This is a genomic window from Bradyrhizobium sp. LTSP849 (genome assembly GCF_000938255.1).
In the GTDB taxonomy this organism is placed as follows: domain Bacteria; phylum Pseudomonadota; class Alphaproteobacteria; order Rhizobiales; family Xanthobacteraceae; genus Bradyrhizobium.
Window position 1 is genome coordinate 237,108 of record NZ_JYMR01000008.1, and the last position, 22,685, is coordinate 259,792.

Annotated in this window: 31 protein-coding genes and 1 tRNA gene; 12 read left to right on the top strand and 20 right to left on the bottom strand. The window is 60.9% G+C overall.

The window, feature by feature from the left end; translation table 11 throughout:
- Positions 1-124 precede the first annotated feature (124 nt).
- A complete protein-coding gene (locus UB31_RS07550) occupies positions 125-1,300 on the top strand; it encodes an OpgC domain-containing protein (protein ID WP_045010406.1) in 1,176 nt (391 codons plus the stop codon).
- A gap of 32 nt (positions 1,301-1,332) precedes the next feature.
- Here UB31_RS07550 and UB31_RS07555 read toward each other — a convergent pair whose 3' ends face one another.
- A complete protein-coding gene (locus UB31_RS07555; protein ID WP_045010437.1) occupies positions 1,333-1,527 on the bottom strand; it encodes a hypothetical protein in 195 nt (64 codons plus the stop codon).
- A 296-nt stretch (positions 1,528-1,823) separates the two neighbouring features.
- Here UB31_RS07555 and UB31_RS42075 point away from each other — a divergent pair, with 296 nt between their 5' ends.
- Both UB31_RS42075 and UB31_RS41255 read left to right on the top strand, forming a co-directional pair.
- Positions 1,824-1,982, top strand: coding sequence for a hypothetical protein (locus UB31_RS42075; RefSeq protein WP_197090780.1), 159 nt, complete (start codon positions 1,824-1,826; stop codon positions 1,980-1,982).
- 409 nt (positions 1,983-2,391) lie between these two features.
- Complete coding sequence (locus tag UB31_RS41255) at positions 2,392-2,691, top strand: hypothetical protein (protein WP_045010407.1); 300 nt, start codon at positions 2,392-2,394, stop codon at positions 2,689-2,691.
- 162 nt (positions 2,692-2,853) lie between these two features.
- On the opposite strand, the gene UB31_RS07565 is transcribed toward UB31_RS41255, so the two are convergent.
- Positions 2,854-3,591 carry an outer membrane protein gene (locus UB31_RS07565; RefSeq protein WP_045010408.1) on the bottom strand — a complete coding sequence of 246 codons (738 nt, stop codon included), beginning with the start codon at positions 3,589-3,591 and terminating at the stop codon, positions 2,854-2,856.
- A 232-nt stretch (positions 3,592-3,823) separates the two neighbouring features.
- On the opposite strand from UB31_RS07565, the gene UB31_RS07570 reads away from it, so the two are divergent.
- The gene (locus UB31_RS07570) at positions 3,824-4,093 is read left to right on the top strand and encodes an RNA-binding protein (RefSeq protein ID WP_245305958.1); all 270 of its coding nucleotides are present in this window, start codon (positions 3,824-3,826) and stop codon (positions 4,091-4,093) included.
- Between the two features lie 76 nt (positions 4,094-4,169).
- Here the strand turns inward: UB31_RS07570 and UB31_RS07575 are convergent.
- From UB31_RS07575 to UB31_RS07590, 4 genes are all read right to left on the bottom strand, one after another.
- Positions 4,170-4,246, bottom strand: a tRNA-Pro gene (locus tag UB31_RS07575).
- 84 nt (positions 4,247-4,330) lie between these two features.
- Complete coding sequence (locus tag UB31_RS07580; RefSeq protein WP_045010409.1) at positions 4,331-4,816, bottom strand: DUF192 domain-containing protein; 486 nt, start codon at positions 4,814-4,816, stop codon at positions 4,331-4,333.
- A gap of 131 nt (positions 4,817-4,947) precedes the next feature.
- Entirely contained in the window at positions 4,948-5,580 is a 633-nt protein-coding gene (locus tag UB31_RS07585) for a cold-shock protein (protein ID WP_045007223.1), read from the bottom strand.
- Between the two features lie 211 nt (positions 5,581-5,791).
- The gene (locus UB31_RS07590) at positions 5,792-6,553 is read right to left on the bottom strand and encodes an SIR2 family NAD-dependent protein deacylase (RefSeq protein WP_045010410.1); all 762 of its coding nucleotides are present in this window, start codon (positions 6,551-6,553) and stop codon (positions 5,792-5,794) included.
- A 258-nt stretch (positions 6,554-6,811) separates the two neighbouring features.
- Between UB31_RS07590 and UB31_RS42080 the strand changes: the two genes are divergently transcribed.
- Positions 6,812-6,976 (top strand): hypothetical protein, encoded by a 165-nt coding sequence (locus tag UB31_RS42080; protein WP_197090781.1) that lies wholly within the window; start codon positions 6,812-6,814, stop codon positions 6,974-6,976.
- 80 nt (positions 6,977-7,056) lie between these two features.
- On the opposite strand, the gene UB31_RS07595 is transcribed toward UB31_RS42080, so the two are convergent.
- On the bottom strand, positions 7,057-7,356 hold the full coding sequence (locus UB31_RS07595; RefSeq protein WP_045007606.1) for a hypothetical protein: 300 nt from the start codon (positions 7,354-7,356) through the stop codon (positions 7,057-7,059).
- Positions 7,357-7,649: 293 nt separating this feature from the next.
- Between UB31_RS07595 and UB31_RS07600 the strand changes: the two genes are divergently transcribed.
- Positions 7,650-7,880 carry a hypothetical protein gene (locus UB31_RS07600; RefSeq protein WP_045010411.1) on the top strand — a complete coding sequence of 77 codons (231 nt, stop codon included), beginning with the start codon at positions 7,650-7,652 and terminating at the stop codon, positions 7,878-7,880.
- Positions 7,881-8,079: 199 nt separating this feature from the next.
- Here UB31_RS07600 and UB31_RS07605 read toward each other — a convergent pair whose 3' ends face one another.
- Both UB31_RS07605 and UB31_RS07610 read right to left on the bottom strand, forming a co-directional pair.
- Positions 8,080-8,277 (bottom strand): hypothetical protein, encoded by a 198-nt coding sequence (locus UB31_RS07605; RefSeq protein ID WP_045010412.1) that lies wholly within the window; start codon positions 8,275-8,277, stop codon positions 8,080-8,082.
- A 140-nt stretch (positions 8,278-8,417) separates the two neighbouring features.
- The gene (locus tag UB31_RS07610; protein ID WP_045010413.1) at positions 8,418-8,768 is read right to left on the bottom strand and encodes a GrlR family regulatory protein; all 351 of its coding nucleotides are present in this window, start codon (positions 8,766-8,768) and stop codon (positions 8,418-8,420) included.
- Between UB31_RS07610 and UB31_RS42400 the strand changes: the two genes are divergently transcribed.
- On the top strand, positions 8,767-9,042 hold the full coding sequence (locus UB31_RS42400; protein WP_210168179.1) for a hypothetical protein: 276 nt from the start codon (positions 8,767-8,769) through the stop codon (positions 9,040-9,042). The two genes, UB31_RS07610 and UB31_RS42400, sit on opposite strands and share 2 nt — an antisense overlap.
- A 289-nt stretch (positions 9,043-9,331) precedes the next feature.
- Here the strand turns inward: UB31_RS42400 and UB31_RS42085 are convergent, their stop codons facing one another.
- Positions 9,332-9,469: a hypothetical protein gene (locus UB31_RS42085; protein WP_197087423.1), complete on the bottom strand. Its 138-nt coding sequence runs from the start codon at positions 9,467-9,469 to the stop codon at positions 9,332-9,334.
- A 657-nt stretch (positions 9,470-10,126) separates the two neighbouring features.
- The gene (locus tag UB31_RS07615) at positions 10,127-10,423 is read right to left on the bottom strand and encodes an HU family DNA-binding protein (RefSeq protein WP_045007219.1); all 297 of its coding nucleotides are present in this window, start codon (positions 10,421-10,423) and stop codon (positions 10,127-10,129) included.
- Between the two features lie 445 nt (positions 10,424-10,868).
- Here UB31_RS07615 and UB31_RS07620 point away from each other — a divergent pair, with 445 nt between their 5' ends.
- A complete protein-coding gene (locus UB31_RS07620) occupies positions 10,869-11,054 on the top strand; it encodes a hypothetical protein (protein ID WP_045007218.1) in 186 nt (61 codons plus the stop codon).
- Between the two features lie 213 nt (positions 11,055-11,267).
- Complete coding sequence (locus UB31_RS07625) at positions 11,268-11,570, top strand: hypothetical protein (protein ID WP_045007217.1); 303 nt, start codon at positions 11,268-11,270, stop codon at positions 11,568-11,570.
- Between the two features lie 370 nt (positions 11,571-11,940).
- Here UB31_RS07625 and UB31_RS07635 read toward each other — a convergent pair whose 3' ends face one another.
- The 9 genes from UB31_RS07635 to UB31_RS07675 form a co-directional block, all read right to left on the bottom strand.
- Positions 11,941-12,945, bottom strand: a complete 1,005-nt coding sequence (locus tag UB31_RS07635) for an MBL fold metallo-hydrolase (RefSeq protein WP_045010414.1) — start codon at positions 12,943-12,945, stop codon at positions 11,941-11,943.
- Between the two features lie 24 nt (positions 12,946-12,969).
- Complete coding sequence (locus tag UB31_RS07640; protein WP_045010415.1) at positions 12,970-13,398, bottom strand: SgcJ/EcaC family oxidoreductase; 429 nt, start codon at positions 13,396-13,398, stop codon at positions 12,970-12,972.
- 218 nt (positions 13,399-13,616) lie between these two features.
- On the bottom strand, positions 13,617-15,200 hold the full coding sequence (locus UB31_RS07645) for a DHA2 family efflux MFS transporter permease subunit (protein WP_045010416.1): 1,584 nt from the start codon (positions 15,198-15,200) through the stop codon (positions 13,617-13,619).
- A gap of 14 nt (positions 15,201-15,214) precedes the next feature.
- Positions 15,215-16,483, bottom strand: coding sequence for an HlyD family secretion protein (locus UB31_RS07650; protein ID WP_245305959.1), 1,269 nt, complete (start codon positions 16,481-16,483; stop codon positions 15,215-15,217).
- A gap of 198 nt (positions 16,484-16,681) precedes the next feature.
- A complete protein-coding gene (locus UB31_RS07655) occupies positions 16,682-17,203 on the bottom strand; it encodes a styrene oxide isomerase (RefSeq protein WP_245305960.1) in 522 nt (173 codons plus the stop codon).
- Positions 17,204-17,255: 52 nt separating this feature from the next.
- The gene (locus UB31_RS07660; RefSeq protein WP_156175228.1) at positions 17,256-18,041 is read right to left on the bottom strand and encodes a hypothetical protein; all 786 of its coding nucleotides are present in this window, start codon (positions 18,039-18,041) and stop codon (positions 17,256-17,258) included.
- Positions 18,042-18,076: 35 nt separating this feature from the next.
- Positions 18,077-19,051, bottom strand: coding sequence for a Bug family tripartite tricarboxylate transporter substrate binding protein (locus tag UB31_RS07665; protein WP_045010420.1), 975 nt, complete (start codon positions 19,049-19,051; stop codon positions 18,077-18,079).
- Between the two features lie 208 nt (positions 19,052-19,259).
- Positions 19,260-19,835, bottom strand: a complete 576-nt coding sequence (locus UB31_RS07670) for a Fic/DOC family protein (protein WP_045010421.1) — start codon at positions 19,833-19,835, stop codon at positions 19,260-19,262.
- Between the two features lie 10 nt (positions 19,836-19,845).
- Entirely contained in the window at positions 19,846-20,046 is a 201-nt protein-coding gene (locus UB31_RS07675) for a hypothetical protein (protein WP_045007207.1), read from the bottom strand.
- Positions 20,047-20,206: 160 nt separating this feature from the next.
- Between UB31_RS07675 and tnpA the strand changes: the two genes are divergently transcribed.
- The 3 genes from tnpA to tnpC all read left to right on the top strand — a co-directional run bounded on the left by tnpA (position 20,207) and on the right by tnpC (position 22,645).
- Complete coding sequence (gene tnpA / locus UB31_RS07680; protein ID WP_044999804.1) at positions 20,207-20,602, top strand: IS66-like element accessory protein TnpA; 396 nt, start codon at positions 20,207-20,209, stop codon at positions 20,600-20,602.
- Positions 20,599-20,946, top strand: a complete 348-nt coding sequence (tnpB, locus tag UB31_RS07685) for an IS66 family insertion sequence element accessory protein TnpB (RefSeq protein ID WP_044999806.1) — start codon at positions 20,599-20,601, stop codon at positions 20,944-20,946. Before tnpA ends, tnpB begins: the two co-directional genes overlap by 4 nt.
- A 70-nt stretch (positions 20,947-21,016) precedes the next feature.
- Complete coding sequence (tnpC, locus tag UB31_RS07690) at positions 21,017-22,645, top strand: IS66 family transposase (protein WP_044999807.1); 1,629 nt, start codon at positions 21,017-21,019, stop codon at positions 22,643-22,645.
- Positions 22,646-22,685: the final 40 nt, after the last annotated feature.

Here is a 22,685-nt window from a genome sequence, read left to right on the forward strand (position 1 = left end):
TAGTCATTATGCTGCACCGTGACAATTGCGTACCCGCCACGCTCCCGGCGGGAAGCCCGGGGCAGCCACGGCCGTCCCGCCGGCGCCTGCGTTTTCCAGTGTCCCCTTCGAAAGCTCCCGTCGCATGGCCTTCCTGAACATCAGCGCAACCCTTCCCGAAAAAGGCCGCGACCTCAGGCTCGACCTGTTTCGCGGCGTCGCGAACTGGGCGATCTTCCTCGACCATATCCCCGACAACATCGTGAACTGGATCACGACGCGCAATTACGGCTTTTCCGATGCCGCCGACCTGTTCGTCTTCATCTCCGGCTACACCGCCTCCTTCGTCTATGCGCGGATGATGCTGGAGCGCGGCTTCCTGGTCGGCGCCACCCGGCTCACCAAGCGGGTCTGGCAGCTCTACGTCGCCCACATCATCCTGTTCGTGATCTACATCGCCTCGATCAGCTATCTGGCGCTGCGCTTCGGCGACTCCGAGATGATCAACGAGTTCAACGTCGCCGGCCTCGTCGACAACGCCACCGAGACGCTGCGGCAGGGCCTGTTCCTGCGCTTCAAGCCGCTCAATCTCGACGTGCTGCCGCTCTACATCGTGCTGATGGGCCTGTTTCCGCCGGTGTTGTGGTTCATGCTGCGCAAGCCAGACCTGACGATGGCGGTGTCCATCGTGCTGTGGCTTTCCGCGCGGCACTTCGGCTGGAATCTGACCGCCTATCCGGCCGGCCAGTGGTACTTCAACCCGTATGCTTGGCAGGTGCTGTTCGTGTTCGGCGCCTGGTGCGCAATGGGCGGGGCGCGGCGCTCGGGGACAGTGATCAACTCACCGATCACGCTGTGGCTCTGTCTCGGTTATCTCGCGTTCGCGCTGGTGATGACCATGGCCGGCCGCTTCCCGACCCTCGCCGGCATGTTCCCGGAATGGCTGTTCTCGTACTTCAACCCGAACGACAAGACCAACCTCGCGCCCTATCGCTTCATCCATTTCGTCGTGATCGTGATCATGGTGATCCGCTTCGTGCCGAAGGACTGGCCGGGCCTGGAGTGGAAGATCTTCGATCCCGTGATCGTCTGCGGCCAGCAATCGCTCGCGGTGTTCTGCGTCGGCGTGTTCCTGTCCTTCGTCGGACATTTCGAGCTGTCGATGAGTTCGGGCTCGGTGTTCGCGCAGCTGTTCGTCTCAATCGCCGGCATCGCGATCATGACGACGGTGGCCTATTACATTTCCTGGTCGAAGCGGCAGGACAAGCCGCTGAAGCCGCCGCCGGCCAAGCCAGCGGCAACGGCGGCCAAGGCTGCTTGAAGGTTGCCTGAGCCCGTGGAAGCGGCGCTAGCTCAGGCCGCCGCTTCGCCGTCGTACTCGGTGAACTTCTTGTAGATCCAGTCGCGGCCGTCATGGCGGCGCCAGACCTTGCCATAGACCAGCTGCCCATTGATCGAGCGGCGCGGCACGATCACGGTCCAGAGGTGCCAGATCTCGGTCCAGTTCGACCGCGGACGGAGAGTTCTAGAGGTGAGATCGAAAGCCATGACGGACAACTCGCGCGAAACGAAACGCTGCGACGAATGTGACGTCGTGTGAGCTGGCTGATGGCCCATCGTCGCAAGCCGGGACTGGTTTGATAACAGTCACCAAGGCGGCCGCAACGACGTCTCGCGCTTAACCTAACCGATCAACCTTACTCGACGTGGTGTCTTGCCGGTTGAAACGCTTGCCTATCTTTCCTAAGATGTGTGCGCGATTTGAGAATGAGGGCGCCATTTACGAGGCGCGCGTAGCGATTTCGAACTCAGACTGAATTTTTGAACTGTGCAGGTTGATGATCATGAATTTGCAAAATGTATATTTGCGACTGGCGATGGTTTCGCCGCCCCTGACGCCAATTGCGAAGCCGCTCGCCGATAGATTGCCGAAAGGCGCCAACGACAATTATCCGGCTTGGCCGCTGATCCCGTTCCCGGCAGGCTGGTACGCCTCGAACTGAAGAGCCCCTTCAAAAAGCGCAACGCCGCGCAAGCGGAGTATCATCGCTTGGCGGCGTCCGTTTAGTCATTGGGCGCTGAAATCCCCAACATCCATATGTCTGCGGCGACGCCCAAAGGTTCGATGAAGCTTTGGTAATTCTGCGCCGGTTAACCTGTTTTAATTCCAGCAAAAATCGCGCAGAAGTCGCGTCTCGCGAAGAACAAACGCTGAGGGTTCGGCGTCGCGTTTGACTGCGCCCCTGGTGTCAGCGATTGATCGCCGTTCAGACCCCGCTGCTCGGGGCCGACGCGCTGTTGGCGCTGGAGCTGAGAGCGCCTTGCGAATTGTAGGTCTGTCCGGGCTGACCGCCCTGACTGGCTTGCGAGCTGGCGGGGGACGTCTCCACCTCGGTCGTACCGTCGGAATAGGTGATCGTCGTCGTTGTCATTCCGTTGACGGTGGTCGAGACCTCGCTGACGACCGTCTTGGACGAGCCGCCGCTGCCGCCGGAGCCGGAGCTTCCGCCGGCCGATTGCGAGGATGAGGTCGACGACGTTGACGAGGTCGCTGATGTCGACGACGTCGCAGACGTCGATGATGTTGCCGCAGTCGACGAAGCGGCCGAGGACGAATTTGCTGATGTTGACGGCGTTGCCGTCACCGCCGCGGAAGATGAAGCAATCGCACTGATCGACATGAGAACCTCGCCTGAAGGAAGCTTCGCCTGAAGGAGATTTGGCTCGGCGCCATCTCAGCGCCTGCTCTTCCCCTTCAACGCGAACCGCGCCGAAATCAGGCGTCGCGAGCGCGACGAAAAATCAGCACGAGCAATCAGGAGCGGGTTGGTCGGGGCGGCTCGGACCGCCGCCCCGGCTTGCCCAGTACTTCACTTAGTACTTGGCGATCACCGGGCCGCCGAAGCGATAGTTCAGGCGCACCAGGCCCATGTCGACGTCCTGGCGAACGTGAATGGTGCCGCCAGCGCCACCACCAGGGACCGCCGTCAGCGCGGTGTCGTGGCTATCGAGGAAGATGTGGTCATATTCGACGCCGACCGACCAGTTCGGCGCAAAGCCAAACTCAAGGCCCGCACCGACCGTGCCACCCCAGCGCGTTGCCTTGGCGGTATCGACCACGGCACCGGCGAAGATCGCGTCGTATTTGTCGCTCACGACCGCAGCGCCGCCCTTCGCATAGACGAGAACGTTGTTCCAGGCATAGCCGACCTGGCCGGTGATCAGCCCGAAGGCGTCGATCCGGGTCCGGATGCTTCCGCCGCCAAGCGGGTTGCCGCCAACCGGCGTGGTGTTGCTGCCCGAGAAGTCAGCCCAGTTGCCCTGCCCCTCGAGGCCGAACACCCAGTTGGCCGACTGCCAGCGATAGCCAACCTGACCACCGACGGTACCGCCGGTCGAGTTGTGGCATCCTTCCGCGCCGAAACCGATCAGGTCCCAGCAGGTGTGAGCGGAGCCGCCACCGCCGTTGATGCCGATATAGAAGCCGCTCCAGTCATAGATCGCAGCAATCATCGGCGGCGCCTTGGTATAAGGACGCGCGGCGAGATCGGCGGAAAACGCGCTGCTGGCGCTCATCGCCAGAATGGCGATCGCGAGTGGCAATTTTTTCATTGGATAATTTCCCCGACAGATGCTGCGCAACAACTACCACGCGTTCTCGATTCGAGGTGTCACCCGGGAGGCACACTCGCAAGACGTGTGCATGCTGCTGCGCGGTGAAAAGGGTACGCGTCCATCGAGATGGATTTCCGGCCGAACGGCCGCAACCGATTGAGTTGCAAAGAGTTGCAGGGCTTTCCCGCACTGCACAGGACAGGCGCGTCAGCAGGACGCGCGCGCCGACATGGACAACCGGATCGTCTCACGTCCCCGTGAGATGGAGGGGGGCCCGGTGAATTATCAGGAGCAAGCGCAGACCAATGAACAGCAGGCCGCAAGGCAAGGGGACGCTGTGAGCCAACTTGATACGACTGAGAAACTTCCCGAGGCACAAGAGCCCAGGACATCGCTGTTTGCGCTCTGCTGGCTGGGGATCGTAGGGATCGCGATGGTCGGCTGGATTTCCGCGCTTGGCTGGCTGGCTTGGCGACTAGGGAATTGGGTGCTGTCCTGAGGCCGGATCGCGGCCCGCAAATCTGAAGACATCCAGCCTGAAGAGACATCAAGGCCGAGGACACCAAATTCGGGACTGGTCGGGGCAGCTGGATTCGAACCAACGACCTGCAGTACCCAAAACTGCCGCGCTACCAGGCTGCGCTATACCCCGAATGTCCGGCGAGCCCCGTCGATACACGCTTCCCGGCACGCCAGCAAGACGGCAATGCCCCCGCGCTCGGCCCTGTTTGCGGCCCTATTTGCTGCCGAACAGCGGATGGCCGACGCGGTCGCCGGGGCGGATGCCATATTTCTGCGCGGTGCCCGCCGGCACCTCCAGAACGGCCCGGGCCAGGCCGTGGGACGCGATGATTTTGGTCGACAGCGTTTCGGTGTTTTCCGCGATGCGCAGGATGCGGCCGTCGGCGCGGATGAAGATCATGTCGAGCGAGATGTAGGTGTTCTTCATCCACATCGACACTTCCTGCTCGGGATTGAAGTCGAACAGCATGCCTTTGCCGTCGGCCAATTCCTTGCGGTACATCAGTCCGGTCTGCTTCTCCTCCTCCGTCGTCGCCATCTCCACCGAGAACACCTGCACGCCGTTCTTGGTGACGATCTCGAGCGGCTGGAAGCTGGCGGCCCGGACGGGCGCGCTGGCAACGGCAAAGCCGGCGACGACGAGGATGGCAGCAAGCCAGCCTCTGGCGAGGGACCAGACAGTGTTTCGATCAAGCTTCATGGGATGCACTCGGGACGGCGCTCAAGACGTGGAACTGGCGCAATCCTTACGCGGCGATCGCCGGAAAAGCCAGAAAAGGCACATGGTCCCGACCATGCGCCTCTGCTCACGATTGCGGGAGTTGGAAGCCGTTAGTGCGACTGCAATCCCGGCGATCCGGTCTCGGGATGGATCTCAGCCGCCATCATGCCCTTGGAGCCCGGCCCAAAGCGGACCAGCACATACTGGCCGGGCCGCAATTCGGTCATGCCGAAGCGGCGCAGCGTCTCCATGTGCACGAAGATGTCGGGGGTACCCTCGCCGCAGGTCAGGAAGCCGAAGCCGCGGAGCCGGTTGAACCATTTGACCTGGGCCCGCTCCAGCCCGCTGGTCGCGGTGACCGTGACATGGGTGCGCGGCGGCAGCATCTGCGCCGGATGGATCGCGGTCGACTCGTCCATCGAGACCACGCGGAAGGCCTGGTAACCCTTGGCGCGCTGGATGCACTCGACGACAATGCGGGCGCCCTCATAAGCGGTCTGGAAGCCGTCGCGCCTAAGCACGGTAACGTGCAGGAGCACGTCGGGCCAGCCATTGTCGGGAACGATGAAGCCGTAGCCCTTTGAGGCGTCGAACCATTTGATGACGCCGTGGACCTCGACCAGGTTGGCGCTGGCCTCACCAAGTCCGGTGAAGGGACTGAGCGCGCTATCGCGACCGCCGCCGTGTTCGCCGGCTGCGGGAACTCCCAGCTTCTTGGACTCAAATCCGTCCGACGACCCCATAACCCCGGACCCCACACATGCCATGCAACCCGCCCTCAGTGGCGGCGTCGAATCACGCGTCTTTCGAGAACCTTCAGAGAATCTTCTCAACTGGACGCGACGCGAATCTCTCGAATCAAAAGATAACACTCCCGGTTGCGAGGCATAGACAAAAAAGAGATTCGCCGGAACCTATGAACAGCTTGCACAGGCGCGAATCAAAAACGACCGTTCAATTACGGACGAACGGCCCGAGTGTTTCACCGATGTCGTGGTGGATCACGAGGTCGGCGATATCGTCCTGCTCGGTCGGCTCGCGATTGATGATCACCAAACGTGCACCGGCGTTCTTCGCCATCATCGGAAAGCCCGCCGCGGGCCACACCACGAGCGAGGAACCGATCGCGATGAAGAGATCGCAGGCTTGCGACAACTCGGTCGCGCGCTGCATTTCATCCTCCGGCATCGCCTGACCGAATGAGATCGTTGCGGTTTTCACCGGCTCATCGCACGCGGTGCAGTTCGGCGCGGCGCCGTCGTCGTCGAAACGGCGCTTCACCCAGTCGAGCTGATAGGCGTGCCTACATCCGATGCAGCGCGCATAAGTGGTATTGCCGTGAAGTTCAATCACGCGGTCGGCCGCAAAGCCCGAGGCCTGGTGCAGATTGTCGATGTTCTGGGTGATGACCGCGGGAACCTTGCCGGCGCGGTGCAGCGCTGCGAGCGCGCGATGGCCGCGGCCAGGCTTTGCAGCCGCGAAGGTTTCTTGCATCGCAAAGCGGCGGCGCCAGGATTCGTCCCGCGCGTCCTGGCTGGCAACGAATTCATCGAACGGGATCGGACGGTTGCGGGTCCAGAGGCCGCCGGGCGAGCGGAAGTCCGGGATGCCGCATTCGGTCGAGATACCGGCGCCGGTGAACGGGACGATGGTCTTGGCTTCGGCGATCATGTCGCCGAGCCGTTCAACGCCGCTTTGAAGGTCTGATGCAATCACTCGCCGCCTCCCGCTTTGCTTTCGCGCTAGCTGCAACACGTTCAAGCGACAAGATTGTTGACGCTCTTATCCACTGCCGCGCAAGCCGCGGTCGGCAATTTTTTCCGACCCTCGCTTATCACAATCCTGCAATGCCTCCTCCCCATTGACGCCCCAATCAGAAGCGCCAATGCATGTGTTGACGCGACTCAACGTGATTGCGGCGGCAGTGCTTGAGTTCAACAGTGCACACAGACTCAGGTGTAGTGGGGATTTGACATGACCGAAGACGAACAACGCAAGATTCGCGAACGAGATGAAATCGCCGCACGTGTTGCCGCCTTCCGCGCGACGCAGGAAAAGTTCAAGCGCGAGCGTGACGAGTATTTCGTGTCGACGCTCGAGAACGCCCGCAGGGTGGAGCGGCCCTCGCTCTGGCCGTAGGATATCGCGCCAGATGCGCGCGCATGAAAAAAGCCCGGAGCATTGCTCCGGGCTTTTCACTTGTCGGTTATGACCTGCGATTACCAATAATTGCGGTAATAACGGTGGCGATAGTAGCCTGGTCCATAGGCGTACGGGGCAGGACCGTAGGCATAGGCCGGGCGGCCATAATAACCGTAGCCGGGACCATAGCCGTAGCCGGGACCATAGCCATAAGGACCGGACGCCGCGACCGCGCCAGCAGTGATCGCGCCTGCGGCGAGACCGAACGCCAAGCCCGGTCCAATGCCGCGACCGCGCGCTTCCGCAGGTGCTGGCGCCGCAACCGCCGTCACGCCAACCGCCGCGATCGTCGCCAAAACTGCCAATGTTTTCTTCATCATGCGTGTCTCCTTCACATCTGGAGAGACAACGTCATCCGCCTGCGATGGTTGCGCGGAGCGGCTATGTCGGCGCCGCAAGGTATGCGAAAAAAACTCCGTCCTGAAGGGAACGAAATCGCCTCACAAGTATTGGGGTTTCAAGTGCGGAGCCTCCGCTATCCGGTAGAGGTAACAGCACGAAGACCCCGTCAGCATCTCCGCGGTGCTGGCGGGGTTTTTCAGTTTCGAACGGACAAAATGGCAGCAGACGTAACTGGCTGCCCACGGCGACGGCACCTTGGGATGAGAGATTGCCGATATCAGCGCTGCTGGCCCGCATCCGCCGGCTCGTTCCCAACACCAACGAGCAGCATTACGACGAGATCGTCCGCAATTTCGGCTTCGGCGCCCTGCGCCCGCCGCCGACGCCCATGACCGACGGCGAGCTCGCCCGCGCCATTGCGGAGTTCCTCAAGGCAACGCCGTCCACGGAGACGGTTCCGACGCTGGGCCGGCGGCTTGACCCCTCCTCCCCACTCTGAGTGGCGTTTCTTCTGTCAGCGGGGAACGTGCGCCTCGCGCGCACGTTGATCGTGCCTTCATGAGAAGAGGCTCAACATGCCCGCGTGGCTCGACATCCTGCTCAATCTGTCCGGCTATGCCGGCTTCGTGGCGCTCGCAACGCACGGGACCTCGTGCCGGCAGACGGGTGCCGACGATCCGACCTCATAGCGACAAGTCTTAATTCGCGTGCGGCGCTTGGCCGGCGGTGCGCATCAGCCGGTCGGCCTTGACCGCAACGCGCGTGTCCTCGTCCTGCGGCCGCATCGAAAAGCTGATCACGACGAAAGCGAGACAGAACAGCGTGCCGACGACGGCAACGCGCCGATAGGTCTGGCGGTCGCCTTGATAAAACGATGGTTCTAAAAATGGGGTCATTGGCAAAATCGGTTTTCTTGTTGTCTTTGCCAGACACCTATCCCAACGGCGCGCAAGCGCAACGCGATTGGGCTTTTAACCTAACCGAATAGGGTTATCGCGACCGCTGCAAGCTTTCGTTAGGAGTTCGCCGAGACGCCTCAGATCTCGGCAAGCCACTTCAATGTCGCGCGAAAACCCAGACTGCGATGACCCGCGACCAGCACGGTGCCGAACACCTCGGCGTCATCCCCGCTGAACGTCCCGGAAAAGCCACTGGTGGCCTCTGCGCCAGCGAACAGCGGCCGGACCAGCGGATCGGCGAACGGCGAATGCTGGTTGGTGGCAAGCTCACCCTTCCAGGTGCCGTTGCCGACACTGTACGACCCGTGCGACCAGAAATACGGCCCTCCCCCGAGCAGCACGCCGTCCCGCAGCACCAGCACGCCGCTGTCGCGGCCCTTCACGCCGTCGAGCATGTGGATGTGGATGGAGTAAAGCCCGTTCTTCATGGATGCGCCCGCCGTCGTCAGCGACGATAGCGCCGGACGCGCAGAGCGTCGAGATGCCGCCGGGGAGCTTCTCGCGGTTCGCCGACCGGCTTTGTTCCAGCTTCGACTCCATTTCGTTCTCAAAGAACGAATCGGAATCGACGAAATCGGCGCGGAGCAACTCCTAACAATTGGTTTGCATCGCGCGAGCGCATCTTCGATTCACCTCGACACTGTCGACGTCATGCGGAGCGGCCGCACCTTGAGCAAACGACTGTGCGACACATCAAGCTGACTCGTTTTGATACAGGCCCTGCGTCGAGATTCAGACAGCCACGACTTGTTCTGCATCCGACTCCACTTCGTTCTCAAAGAACGAATCGGAGTCGGAAATATCAACGCGAAGCGAATCCTAATGACGGATGAAGACGCGACTGATCACTTTGCCGGCGGCAGGAATCTCGAGATGAGAATTTCGAGACGCGCGCAAAGCACGCTCATGATCTCGCGAGCTGACGATCTCGCGACATGCCCTGCTCGACACGCAGCTATTGCCGCGTGTTATCGATGTCCGGCGAGACCTCTCACGCCGCGCGCTTGGCGTTGCTCTTCTCCGCAAAGCATTCGAGGATCTGGATGCGGAGTTCTTCGGCGGCCGGGCCCTCGACCTTCCTGAGTTGATTCCAGAGCCTGATCACTTCGCGCTGTTTCTCGATCGTCATGAGTCACCTCCAAGGCGATTCACTAGAACAAAATGAGAACAAAAAGTCCAGCCCTGGCCAGAGATTTCCTCATCACGTCGCCTTGAACCTTTTTGGTGGCGCGAGACCCATGGAGGCTGGGGATTTCAGCGCCCAGTCATACTGCAGCGCCGCCTGACGGACATATTCCGTCACCGCGGCGCTGTTGCTTTTTGGATTTTCAACCTTAAGTTAGAAACACGGCTGGCGGCTAGGCGCTGAAATCCCATTGCCGTCGGCTAGAGAGCCCCGTGCGCAAGCGCGGGGTTTTTCTTTGTAGACAAAGCGCCCGCTCGTTCGCAACGCTGGAACGAACGCCCCGCCTCCGCATTGTCAGACTGAAATCGATGGTGCTGTCGGTTGTGCGACGCGACCGCCAGCATTGAAGAACCCCGCAGCTCCCCCGCGCGGGGTTTTTCTCTTTCGGTCGCGGGCGATGAATTGCGACTGATGACTTGCGACTCTTGGCGAAAAGGAAAACCCGATCGCGATCGCCGAGCACTCTCCTGTCCTCAGACAGTGAACCTTCTCAGCGCTGGCGCGTCTTATAAGTGAAGCTTCCCCCAGGCTTCACCCCCATCAGGAAACCCCGCCTTCCCCAGGCGGGGTTTTCGCTTTTTACGGCGCGCGATGGCCGGATCAGACGGAGTCCTTGGCGACCTTCAGCGGCGACGCCTTGACCGACTTGCTCGCGGGCTTCGCCGCAAACTGCATCGGCTCCTTGGTGAAGGGATTGACGCCCATGCGGGCTTCGGTCGCAGGCTTGTTCACGACTGACATTTTGACGAAGCCGGGAATGACGAACTCGCCGGACTCGTTCAGCTCCTTGTAGCCGACGGTCGCCATGAACTCGATAACCGACTTCACGTCGTTCTTCGAAAGCTGCGTGCCCTCTGCGATTGCATCGATCAACTGGGTCTTGGTCATCTTCGCCATGTCTCAAAGTCCTCTGAATTGGGTGCGCGCGAGCCACGATGTAGCTCTGCCTGGGACGCCGTAAAACTACCCGGCGCGCTTCTATTCATGCCTACGGTCATGAAGCAACCGGGCTTAGAACCTATCGAGGCCGAAAACGCAAGCCGCAGTTGGGCGTGGGTTCCTCATCTTTTTGACCCGGACAACCGCCTCTGTTGGGCTATTCGATACGACACCAGAAATCGAAAACAACAATATCCCTATGGAGTTCTGCTGGTTCGTCACGCGTTCTCGCATGGCCATCTCCATGACCTCATCCCCAAGACCTGATATCCAAGACCTGGACGTCTTTGCAGACGGCCCAACCCCGCCGATTGGCCGGGCCCCGATGCCTGCCCCGCCGCCCAAGGTTGCTTCAAAGCTCAAGGCGGGTTCACTTTTGGGGCCAGCTCCTGCATAATGCTGCATGGCTAAAACAAAAGTGACCTTCAAAACCGTCCGCATTTCAGACAACGACTGGAAAATACTGGCGGACTACCCCGACCACGAGCAGCGCCAGATTACAGGCTTCACCAGCAAGGCAGATGCCGACGACTGGATCAACGGGGATCGCAAGATCGCATGGCTCCGTTCTCAGGGCTACGCCAAGTGATGTAGCTTCACGTGATGTAGCCGTCGCGCGCATCGCGCTTCAATTCCACCCAGGGCCGACATCGGTCAGCAGCGGGACACTCGTTTTGCGAGTCTGACTCCATAATGGAGTCACCTCATCGTGAAACTTGTGACTCGGCATGCGCTGTTGAGACTTCAGTAACCCAACCCATCCAAGCTCCTCGCAGTATCGTTGCGTTGGAGTACCCCCACAGTGCTGGATTTTGATGAGCTGCGTGAACTCGCAGCCGATGTTCGCGTTTTTGTCGATGTCGCCGAAGACAAGGCCGAGGCGCTCAGAGCCGTCATCGCGGCTTATGACGTGGTGTTGGCGATCTTCCCGTCCGGCGACGGCATGGGCCTCCACGTCATCAAGGGCAAAGAGATCCTGGACAGAATCGCAAATTCGCGCGCGCATGCGATGTACAGCCACACGGCCATCGCGGTCCCTGACCTCGAGCATGCGGAAGTGCTCAAGCACCTGACGGCCCCCGTCGAACAACGGATTGCAGCCTAGTAGCAGAACGGCGACCTTCAGGCCCCTACCGCTATCCGGTGCCTGCCGGGCGTCGTCATCCGCAGCCTTCCTACCAAGTCGACCATATAACCCAGCGCGATCAGTTTGGTGCTGTGCTCGACGGGAATTGCTGCTGGCGGGTCCAATGTCGAGCAGTTGCCGACCTTAAGCAGCGAGGCAAACTCTTCGCGCGTGAGCGTGTTCGGAGCCATGATGCGGATATAGCCCGGTTCCAAAATCTGGGATGGTCAATTTTGCTCAGGCCATGAATTGCGGTGAGCACCGTAACTCTGTCACCGCATTTCGCCGAAATTCCGTAATTCCGATCGCGGATGTCTCAAGACGAGATAGCTCCCGCGAGACGGACTGCCTAGATGCTGGTGCTCCACGGCACCAGAATTTCGCGATAGCCATTCGCGGTCCGCTCGATATGGGCAAGGGCTGGGAATGGGTAATGAAAGCCCTGAACCAGCATCTTCTCCGCCACCAGCATATCGTAGATTCTGCGACGGGTGGCTTCGGCCATGACCGGGTCTTGATCGATCGCGGCGTGCCAGCTGGGATTTTCGACAAACAGCACCGGGATATGGGCGACGTCACCCTGAACGAACACGCTTCTGCCGCGTGAGGACAGAACGAACGACGTGTGGCCGACGGAGTGCCCCGGTGTTGCAACAGCGGTGAGCCCTGGCACGATTTCATTGCCCGGCACGTCCTTGCCGGCCTCGAAGGGCGTCACCTTGCCGCCGAGCGCTGCGATGATCCGCCTGGTGTTCTTGAACAGCCCTTCGATCCGCCCCTTCGGAGCACGGCTCATCTCGCCGTCGTCCATCCAGAACTTCAGTTCGGCCGCCGGCACGAAAATCTCGGCATTCGGAAACGCAGGCTTGTTGTCCGCGTTCAGCAGGCCATCGACGTGGTCGACATGGAAATGAGATATGACGACGGCGTCGATATCCCCGCGATCGAGACCCGCAGCCTTCAAATTGGCCGCGAACTGGCCCGCAGTCCCCTTCGTGCGCTCAACCGCGGCATCGCCAAGGCCGGTGTCGATCAGGATCAGCCTCGCTCCCGTGTTGACGACGATCGGCGTGAACGGGACCGTCAACCCATCCGTGTTACGGAACGCCGCTGTGAGCGCGGCCTTGACCTGATCGGTGCTGGCATTCGTCACGAAGCCCTCAACCGGAAACCTGAGCGCGCCGTCCGAAATCACGCTGACCTCGAAATCCCCGACCTGGTATCGATAGAACCCCGGAGCCTGCTGTCCGGCGAGCGGGGCAGCAGCGCGGGATGACCCGGCCAATGGCAAACCCGTTGCAGCAGCCAGTGCCGCGCTACCAACCAATAGTCCACGACGAGATACGAAGGTCATGATATCTCCGGCGTTTGCGAGACTTCATTTCGGGACCGGCGAGCCGTGATGCTGGGCGATCAGCCATTGACCGTCGACCTTCACCAAAGCGAGGGTCAAGCGATACGGGACGACGGTGCCATCCTTCAGCGTAAAACTTGCGAAACCGGAGCTCAGGAGAACATTCGACCCGACCGCGATGGCCTGTTGATCGCCCATCTTTGCTTTGATGCCCGGCGGGAGCTTGCTGTAGTAGGCACGCACGCCGTCTGAACCGGTGAAGAGCTGGGCCGTCGATCCGAAAAGTGTGGCATCCTTGGTGTAGAGCGCGACGAATTTGTCGGCGTCGCCGGAATTGTAGACCTCTTCCCACTGCGCGCGGACCATTGCGGCGTCTTCGCTCGGTCCGGCCTTCGCGAGCTGCGGCGAGGACAAGGCAATGATAATGACAAGAATTGCAAAAAGCTTCTGCATCAGGTTTCCCCCCAAATAACCGGCGCATCTGCGGGACGCCGTTCCGCCGCAAGTATCTTCAGCTCAAAATTGCAACAAAGCGCGACAAGCTGCCGGCAGGCTATCGCCGATGTCCTGCTCGGGTCAACTCGACAAGGCTCAATGCGAGGATCTTGGGTCCGGCTGGGATTGCGGTGACTGTGCCGAACCGCGTTCACCCGGCGCGGCGTGGCAAAATGCTAATGGGCGGGTTTCGAACCGGCGCTCCGGTTGACCGTGCGCAGCGTCAGGGCCAGCGGCACCATCACCCCGGCAATCACGCCCAGCGCAACAAACACGTCGATATAGGCAAGGAGCGTAGCCTGGTTCTGCACCATCTGATTGACAATCGCCGTGCTGGTTCCGGATGAGCTGCCGGTGGCCGCGCGCCCATTCAGATATCCCTGTATCCGGCTCAACGTATCGTTATAGAACGGATTCCAGGAGCCAATATGTTCGACCAGACGGCTCTGATGAAACTGCTCACGCCGCGCCAGCACGGTCTGGCTCAGCGCCACGCCCATCGATCCGCCGAAATTTCGCGCAAGGTTGATCAGCGCCGAAGCCTGATCGGTCTTGTCAGGCGGAATGCCATCGTAGGATGCTGTCGTGATCGGAATGAAGACGAGCGGCAAGCCTATACCGAGATAGATGCGTGACCAGGCGAAGTACCAGTAGTCTGCATCAGGGTTGATGCGAAGCAGGTCGACCATCGCATAACAGGCTATCGCCGCCCCTGCCGCGATCAGATAGCGCGGCTGGACGAATCCAAGGCGGCCAACCACCACCATCATCACCATCGTCACCGCGCCGCCCGGCGAGATCGCAAGACCAGCCAGGGTGGCAGTATAGCCGAACGCCTCTTGCAACAGCTGCGGCACGATCTGCGTCGTCGCGATCAGGAGCGCGCCGGTCACCAGCATGATGAGAAAGCAGGTGCCGAACTGGCGTCCGGTCAGCATCTTGATGTCGATGAGCGGTTTCGGGCGATTGAGCTCCCACGGGATGAACAGCAGCAGTGCGGTGGCGGATATCGCCGCGAACGTGACGATGAAGCTCGAGCTGAACCAGTCGTCGATCTGGCCGCGGTCAAGAACGACCTCGAGGCCACCGAGGAAAATCGCAATCAGCAGAAAGCCCACCCAGTCAAAGTCGAGGCCCTTGGCCCACATCCGCTCGCGCTCTTTCTTCTTTTCCGGCGAACTCGGAATGATCATGTAGATCAGCACCAGCGAGATCAATCCGACCGGCACGTTGATGAGGAAGCACCAGTGCCAGGACAGATTGTCGCTCAGCCAGCCGCCGAGTGTCGGCCCGACGGCAGGTGCCACGACCACGGCGATGCCGTAGAGCGCAAACCCCTGGCTGCGCTTGGCGGGTGGGAAGGCCGCGGCCAGAATCGATTGCGCCACCGGCGTCATGCCGCCGCCGGCCAGACCCTGCAACAAGCGGAACACCAGCAAGGACTGCAGATTCCACGCAAAGCCGCACATCAGCGAGCTCGCCGTGAACAGCGCAATGCAGACCAGAAAGAAGTTCTTGCGCCCGAACATCTCGGCAATCCAGCCGCTGGCGCACAGCACGATGGAGTTGGCGACCAGATAGGTGGTTATGACCCAGGACGCCTCGTCGCTGCTGACGGCGAGGCCGCCCGATATGTAACGCAGGGCCACGTTGGCGATGGTGGTGTCGAGCACTTCCATGAAGGTCGCGATCGCCACCAGGACGGCAATGATCCAGGGGTTCGCGTCACCATATTCGCCCTTGGCCGCTGCGTCAGGCATTTACCACCATCCCCTCAGGGACGGACGGTGACGGTCGGAACGACCGACATGCCCGGTCCGAGTTCAATATCGGGACGCTGGTTGAAGGTGATCTTCACCGGCACGCGCTGCACCACCTTCACATAATTGCCGGTGGCGTTTTCGGCCGGCAACAGACTGAACGCGGTTCCGCTGCCCGCCTGAACGCTGTTGACCTGGCCGGGAAAACTGCGGCCGCCGAACGCGTCAATTCTGATATCGACGGGCTGGCCGACGCGCATGTCGGCGAGTTGCGATTCCTTGAAATTGGCCGTGACCCAGATGTCGAGCGGCACCACAATCATGATCGCCTGCCCGGGTGCTGCCAGTGCGCCGACGGCCGCCGTCAGTTTCGTCACCCGTCCGTCGACGGTTGCGCGCAACTCGGTTCGCTGCAGATCGGCGTCGGCGCGATCTTTCTGTGCCCTGGACTGATCGAGTTGCGCCGCGGCGCCGACCTTTTGCGCGTTCAGGACGTCGATCTGCCGTTCGGCCGCCACCTTGGCCGCGTTGGCTGCGTCAAGGGCGGCCTGCTTGCCGTTGAAGTCGGATGAGGCCTGTTGCGCGCGCTGAACAGTCCCGGCGCCCTTCTGCACGAGGTCCTGATAGCGGGTGTTTTCGTCAGTTGCGAATTTGAGCGCCGATGCCGCCTCCGTCACCTGCTGGGTGGCCTGATCGACCTGGGCTTTTTGCCCCGCGATCTGGGCTTCGACATTTTTTACGGTCGCTTCGTTCTGACGGATCTGCGCGTCGGCCTGATCGACCGCGGCTTGATAGTTTCGCGCGTCGATGGTCGCGAGCAGATCGCCAGTTTTCACGATCTGGTTGTCGGTGACATTGACGCTGACGATGCTGCCGGAGACTTGCGGGCTGACCAGCACCGACCGGCCATCGATAAACGCATCGTCCGTACTCTCGTAGTGACGGGCGTGAAGATACCATGCGATGCCTGCGATGATTCCGACGACGATCAATCCAAGGCAGACGATCATCGCGATCGGGTGCTTGCGGAATGCGCCTTTTACTCCCGTGGGCCCCTTTTCCGGAGTCTGATCGGTGTCCTGCGGCTTGCGGTCGGTCCGTCGACCCTCCGGATCCGCTTGAGGCTTCTCTGACCTGACGTCGGCATCTTTCTGCACAACAGGATCGGACGTTTTGGGAGGTATCTTCTCGGGCGAGCGGTCCCTGCGCAAGGTTTCCCCCGACGCCGAGGTGGACGAACCTGCAACTATCGGATCAACAGAACTCATGCCGCCTGGCTCCATGACGTCAATGCGAACCGGCTGTTGTGAATTGCCGAAGTGGAACGAACGGACCAAGGCGCAACTTGTTCCCGGCTGTTGTCGCCCCTCGTCACCAGGACGTCCGCGGTTGCGGTTGCGAGATCACTTGTCCGGTGCGGATGGCTTATGCCCTGCGGTTGAATGCACCGTCACCGCGATTGGTATTTGCCGCTCGTCGCCTCACTCCGGCTTTGCCGTGCTCCGCAACCCGAACATCAGCAGGATGACGGCCACGATGATCGCCAGGCCGATGAATACGAACCCGGCGGTGATCATCGCCTCCTTCCAGGGCTCCGCTTCGTGCCCCACCGCCGTGATCGGCGAGAGTGCGGCTGTCCCAAGCACGGCAGCCAATGTGGTGACGGTCCAATTGCCGTACGTTCCAATGAGCAGCGTCCAATAGGCCGCCGCCTTCGTACGTGTCGATAGCCTGACCTCGTTCCAGATGGCGCCGACGGCAAGCAGGAACGTGCCGTTCATCACGCCCTCCAAATGGGCGGCCAGCCCCATCCTCACATTTGCAAAATGCTGCTCGACCAACCCCGTCAGCAAGCCGATCAAGAACAGGACCGTGCCATGCCAGAGGAGCCTTCGTTTCTCATCGGCCATCAGTCTCCCCTCGATCTGTTGACATTCAATCATCGCCCGCCACGGCGGGTCATCCTGATGCGTGGAGTTACAGTGACAGTGAACTAAATCCATTCGTCACCGCCACCCTGATGGCTCTGCGGCTCCGGTCCGCGATGGGTCCGCGTCAAGCCGGCTTAGCCCTGTACCACTTCATGAGTTCGGCGGTTACCTTCGTCAGGCGAATGCACGCAGCAATCGCAGCAAGATATAGCGGAAGGAAACGATCGAATGCTGACTTGTACGTCAGGACATACTCCCGGGCGCGCTCCAACCGCTGGTACGTCGCATAAAATCGCTCAAGGTCGCCCTTGATCACTCTGATCTCGTCGGTTTCTCCGCCATTCCACTTCTCTCTAAGAAGCTCAAGATCCTGATCGAGATAGAGCTCCCACATTTCAAGCAACGACGTTCCACGGCTGCGATCTATGGTCTCCAGTTGCTTCCTAAAGAATCTGCACCGCCTAGAATATGGATCTTGGCACCGCTCGCTCTCAAACACAGAATACACCCTGCTCGCTTCGGAGAGCCTCTCCTTGGACACTTCTGATTGTACGTCTACGACTGCGACTAGAGCAGCGAGGCTGAAGATCAGGAATATGTAATCGACGAATTTGTACGTTTTTTCATCCGATAATCCCGCCGTCCACCAGGCGATGACGTGAAACACAGCTAGAGACGCCAAGAAGAATAATAGCAGCAGGCGAACTTGGTTCTCGTAGAAGTTCACCAATGACCAAGCCACTGCCATGAGGCAACCGGACGCGAGCAGGAACAGCCATGGAGTTACGAGTGTGGTCAACATTCCATGGAGCGTCTCGCCTGTCAGCCAGCGTACTTGCATGGTCGGCTCTCCGAGATAACTCCTCCTATCGGAGGCGACTTCAATTTGCTTTATATCAAGGCTTTGCACTGCCACCCTAATCCCAGATCACGCGTGCGCCACTCTCATTCAGCCTTGATGTTCGCGTCTTTGATGATCTGCTCGTACTTCGCCATCTCGCTCTTGATGTAACCGGCGAAATAATCCGGCGTGGAGCCGAGCGGCTCGAAACCGAGAAGCGCGAAGCGTTCCCTCACCTCCGGCCGCTGCACGATCCTGGCGACCTCGGCTTGAATCGTCGTGACCAGCTCAGTGGGCAAGCCCTTCGGGCCCCACAGGCCGTACCAGGAGCTGAACTCGAAGCCTGTCATGCCGGACTCAGCCACGGTCGGAATCTCCGGAGCGATGTCGACGCGCTTGGTGCTGGTGATGGCCAGCGCCTTGATGCTTCCGGCTTTCGCCAGCGGCAGCGACGACAGGATCGGATCGGCGATCAGCTGCACCTGCCCGCTCATCAGGTCCGTCAGCGCGGGGCTTGCGCCCTTGTAGGTCACCACCAGGGTGTCGACACCGGCATCGCGCTTGAGCAGTTCGATCGCCATGTGCCCGGCCGAGCCGAAGCCCGATGTCGCGAAGGTGTATTTGGTCGGATCCTGGCGAACCAGGTCGAAGAATTCCTTGAGATTTTTGGCGGGCGTCTGCGCATTGGTGCTGACGATCAGCGGTCCGCTGGCCACCAGCGAAATCGGCGTGAAGTCTGTGACCACGTCGTAGGGAACGGCCTTGTGCAGGAACGGCGTCACCACATGGATCGACGCGGTCAGCATCAGCGTGTAGCCATCCGGCGCGGCCTTGGCGACATAGTTCGCGCCGACGATACCGCCGGCGCCACCGGCGCGGTTCTCGACGATAAAACTCTGCCCGAACGACTCGGTCAGCTTTTGCGCGAGAAGGCGCGCGACGCCGTCGACCGATCCCCCGGCGGGATAGGGTACCACGACGGTCACCAGGCGGCTCGGATAGGTGTCGGCCGCAACCGGCGCCGTGGCAAGCCCGAACAGGGCCGCGCCCAGCAGGGCCAGGACATGAAGTCTTGTCATCGAGGATCCTCTCAAACGTCGCGTTAGAAGATGCCCCGGGTCGCTTCCCCCGTCGAACGTGTTTTGGCCGGTGACGAACCCGGCATGGTCTGAATGCGAAAATGAGTTGCGGCGACAGTACACCAAATTCATTCGCCATCGCCAACCCTGCGGCTTCGGTTCACGCTTGGCGGACAGCGTCGATTGAGTGAACTGTCGCCGTGACGGATTATACGGTAACTAGGCCAGCTATGATTTGGGCCAACTCGGTTTCATCCCCGTCAAAACTGGCAATCATGGCGTCGAGCATGGCACCAGGGTCGAGCCTTTCCAGATCGAGGGGATGGCCTGCCCGATCAGCCAGCATGGCAAAAAACGACAATTGAGAGCGCCCGTTTCCTTCGCGGAATGCGTGGATGACATTCAATTCGGCAAGGAAGTGCGCAGCCTTCGCCGCGAACTCGGCTGCGGGCAGATTCTCCAGGAAACGGTCGGCCTTCAAATCCAGAAAAAGCTTCGCTGCCTGCGTGTCGATATGTTCAGGAAAGCAGAACGGGCTGCCTTGTTTGGACATCCGGACCGTTCGCGGCATCCCTGCCCATTCGTAGACATCCTGGAAAAGATGATGATGAACGGCGCAATAGTGGGCGAAGTCCAGCTGGCCTTCGGGCAATGGCTCGGCCGATCGAGCGCTGGAAATTTCGGCTTCGAAATCGTCGAGGTCGTCCTGGTCCAGCAGGTCGAGCTTGTTAACAAGAACCGTGGAGTTTTCGTAGGTGTAGGGATCGTCAATCGCATCGTACATGCGATGACGCCTAGCGCTTGCGGTAGCTGTGCAAAATCGAGCGGCGATACTCTTCCGCTGAGAGGCCCTTGGCGGCGGCTTCGGTGGCCCGTTTTTTCATGGCCGGCTTCAGCCGAATGCCTTCAACATCGCTGATCTTAGCAAAGCCGGCACGGCCAACGACGAAGCCGCCCTTGACGGTTTTTCCAGTCTGTTGTTTTTGCTTTGGCATTGCTCGAATCTATCACATTTTTCTGGTTTTGCCACGCCCTCCTGGACCCCAACAACGGTGCACTCAACTCACTCCTGCCTGCTATTGGCGTTGAGTTCACCGTCTCCCTCCGGCGAGGGCCGCCTTGTTGGATTAGTCCAATTGGTGCGTAACAGTCCTTATGGACAGCCATAAGCGCAGTACTCAGCTTGAACGGCTTGAGGTGGTCGAGACTGGTCGCCGGCGACGCTGGTCGGATGACGAAAAGCTGCGGATCGTGACCGAAAGCTTTCAAGCGCCGCGCGCGATATCGTCGACAGCAAGACGCCATGGCATATCACGTTCGTTGCTGATGACATGGCGGCGCTCGTTCGGTCCCGAGCCGATCAGCCCTCAAAGCGAGCAATCCGGCTTTGCGCGGGTCGTCCTTGCCGCTGAGGTCGAGCCGGCGGTTGCTGCCACAGCGACGAGCGGGCAGATGGTGATCGTCGTTGGCCGGGATCGTCGGGTGATTGTCGATGCGGGCGTCGATGCGGCCGCCCTGGCGCGGGTGCTGCAGGTTCTGGAGCGTCGATGATCCCAGTCTCTTCGAGCGCACGCATCTGGATTGCGACCGGCTACACTGACATGCGCAAGGGCATGCAGGGTTTGTCATTATTGGTGCAGGAAAGCCTTGGTCGCGATCCGTTCGCCGGAGATGTCTTCGTGTTCCGCGGACGCGGCGGTTCGCTGATCAAGGCCTTGTGGCACGATGGAATTGGATTGTCGCTCTACGCGAAGCGGTTGGACCGTGGCCGTTTTGTCTGGCCGGCGACGGTGGGCGGTGTGGTGGGGCTGAGCGCGGCGCAGATGAGTTATCTGCTGGAGGCGATCGACTGGCGCAATCCGCAGCACACGTGGCGGCCACAGAGCGCAGGATAGGCTCAAAAAAGTTCTGAGGTGCGGAAGAAAAGACGCCTCAAATCGCCTCTTTTGTGATTCCATCGGGGCCATGGGTGACGGCCTTGAATCGCTGCCAGACGACATCGAAACGCTGCAAGCGGCATTGATCGTTGCTCGGGCGGAGGCTGCGGCCGCCCGTGCCCGGCAGTCCGACGACCAGGCGTTGATCGCCCATCTGAAGCTGCAGATCGAGAAACTCAACCGCGACCGCCATGGTCCGCGCTCGGAGCGTACCGCGCGGCTATTGGATCAGCTTGAACTGACGCTGGAGGAGCTGGAGAGTTCGGCGACGGAGGACGAACTCGCCGCCGAAATGGCCGCGGCCAAAACCACGAAGGTGGCGTCGTTCACGCGCAAGCGGCCGTCACGCCAGCCGTTCCCGGAGCATCTACCTCGCGAGCGGGTGATCGTGCCGGGACCTGTGGCGTGCGCCTGCTGTGGCGGCGCGCGGCTGTCCAAGCTCGGCGAGGACATCACCGAGACGCTGGAGGTGATCCCGAAATCCTGGAAAGTGATCCAGCACGTCCGCGAGAAGTTTACTTGCCGTGATTGCGAGAAGATCAGCCAGGCTCCGGCGCCGTTCCATGTGCTTGCCCGCGGCTGGGCGGGGCCAAGCCTGCTGGCGATGGTGCTGTTCGAGAAGTTTGGTCAACATCAGCCGCTGAACCGGCAAGCGGAGCGCTATGCCAAGGAGGGCGTGCCGATCAGTCTGTCGACCCTGGCCGACCAGGTCGGCGGCTGCACCGCGGCGCTGGCACCTTTGTTCAAGCGCCTCGAGGCCTACGTACTGAGCGCCGAGCGATTGCACGGGGACGACACCACGGTTCCGGTCCTGGCCAAAGGCAAGACCGACACCGGCCGGATCTGGGTCTATGTGCGCGACGACAAGCCTTTTGGAGGGCAGGCCCCGCCGGGCGCGGTGTTCTATTACTCGCGCGATCGGGCCGGCGAGCATCCCCAGGCTCACTTGGCCAACTACAGCGGAATCTTCCAGGCCGATGCCTATGGCGGCTATGGCAGGCTTTACGAACCGGGCCGCAACGCAGGTCCGATCCTGGAAGCCGCGTGCTGGGTCCATGCCCGGCGGCCGTTCTTCGTGATGGCTGATCTGGCCGAGAATGCGCGTCGCAAGGCTCAGGGCAAGAGGCCGGCAGTGATCTCGCCGCTGGCGCTGGAAACAGTCCGCCGGATCGACGCCCTGTTCGAGATCGAGCGGACCATCAACGGTCAGAGCGCCGAAAGGCGCCAGGCAGTTCGCCGGGAACTCAGCGCGCCGCTCGTGGCCGATCTGGAAGCCTGGATGCGCACACAACGCGCCAAGCTCTCGCGCAGCAACGATGTCGCCAAGGCCATGGACTACATGCTCAAGCGCTGGAGCGCATTTACCCGCTTCCTCGATGACGGCCGCATCTGCCTGTCCAACAATGCGGCGGAGCGTGGCGTGCGCGGCATCGCTTTAGGTCGGAAGTCGTGGTTGTTCTGCGGCTCGGATCGCGGCGGCGAGCGGGCGGCGGTGATGTACAGCCTGATCGTCACCGCCAAGATGAACGACGTCGATCCGCAAGCCTGGCTCGCCGACGTTCTGGCGCGCATCGCCGAGCATCCCGTCCAAAGGCTCGACGAACTGCTGCCATGGAATTGGCGCTCTGCCATCCGGAACGTTGATCAAGCCGCCTGAGCCGAAAATGACCCGCGCGCGGTCTTCGCCGGATGCTTAC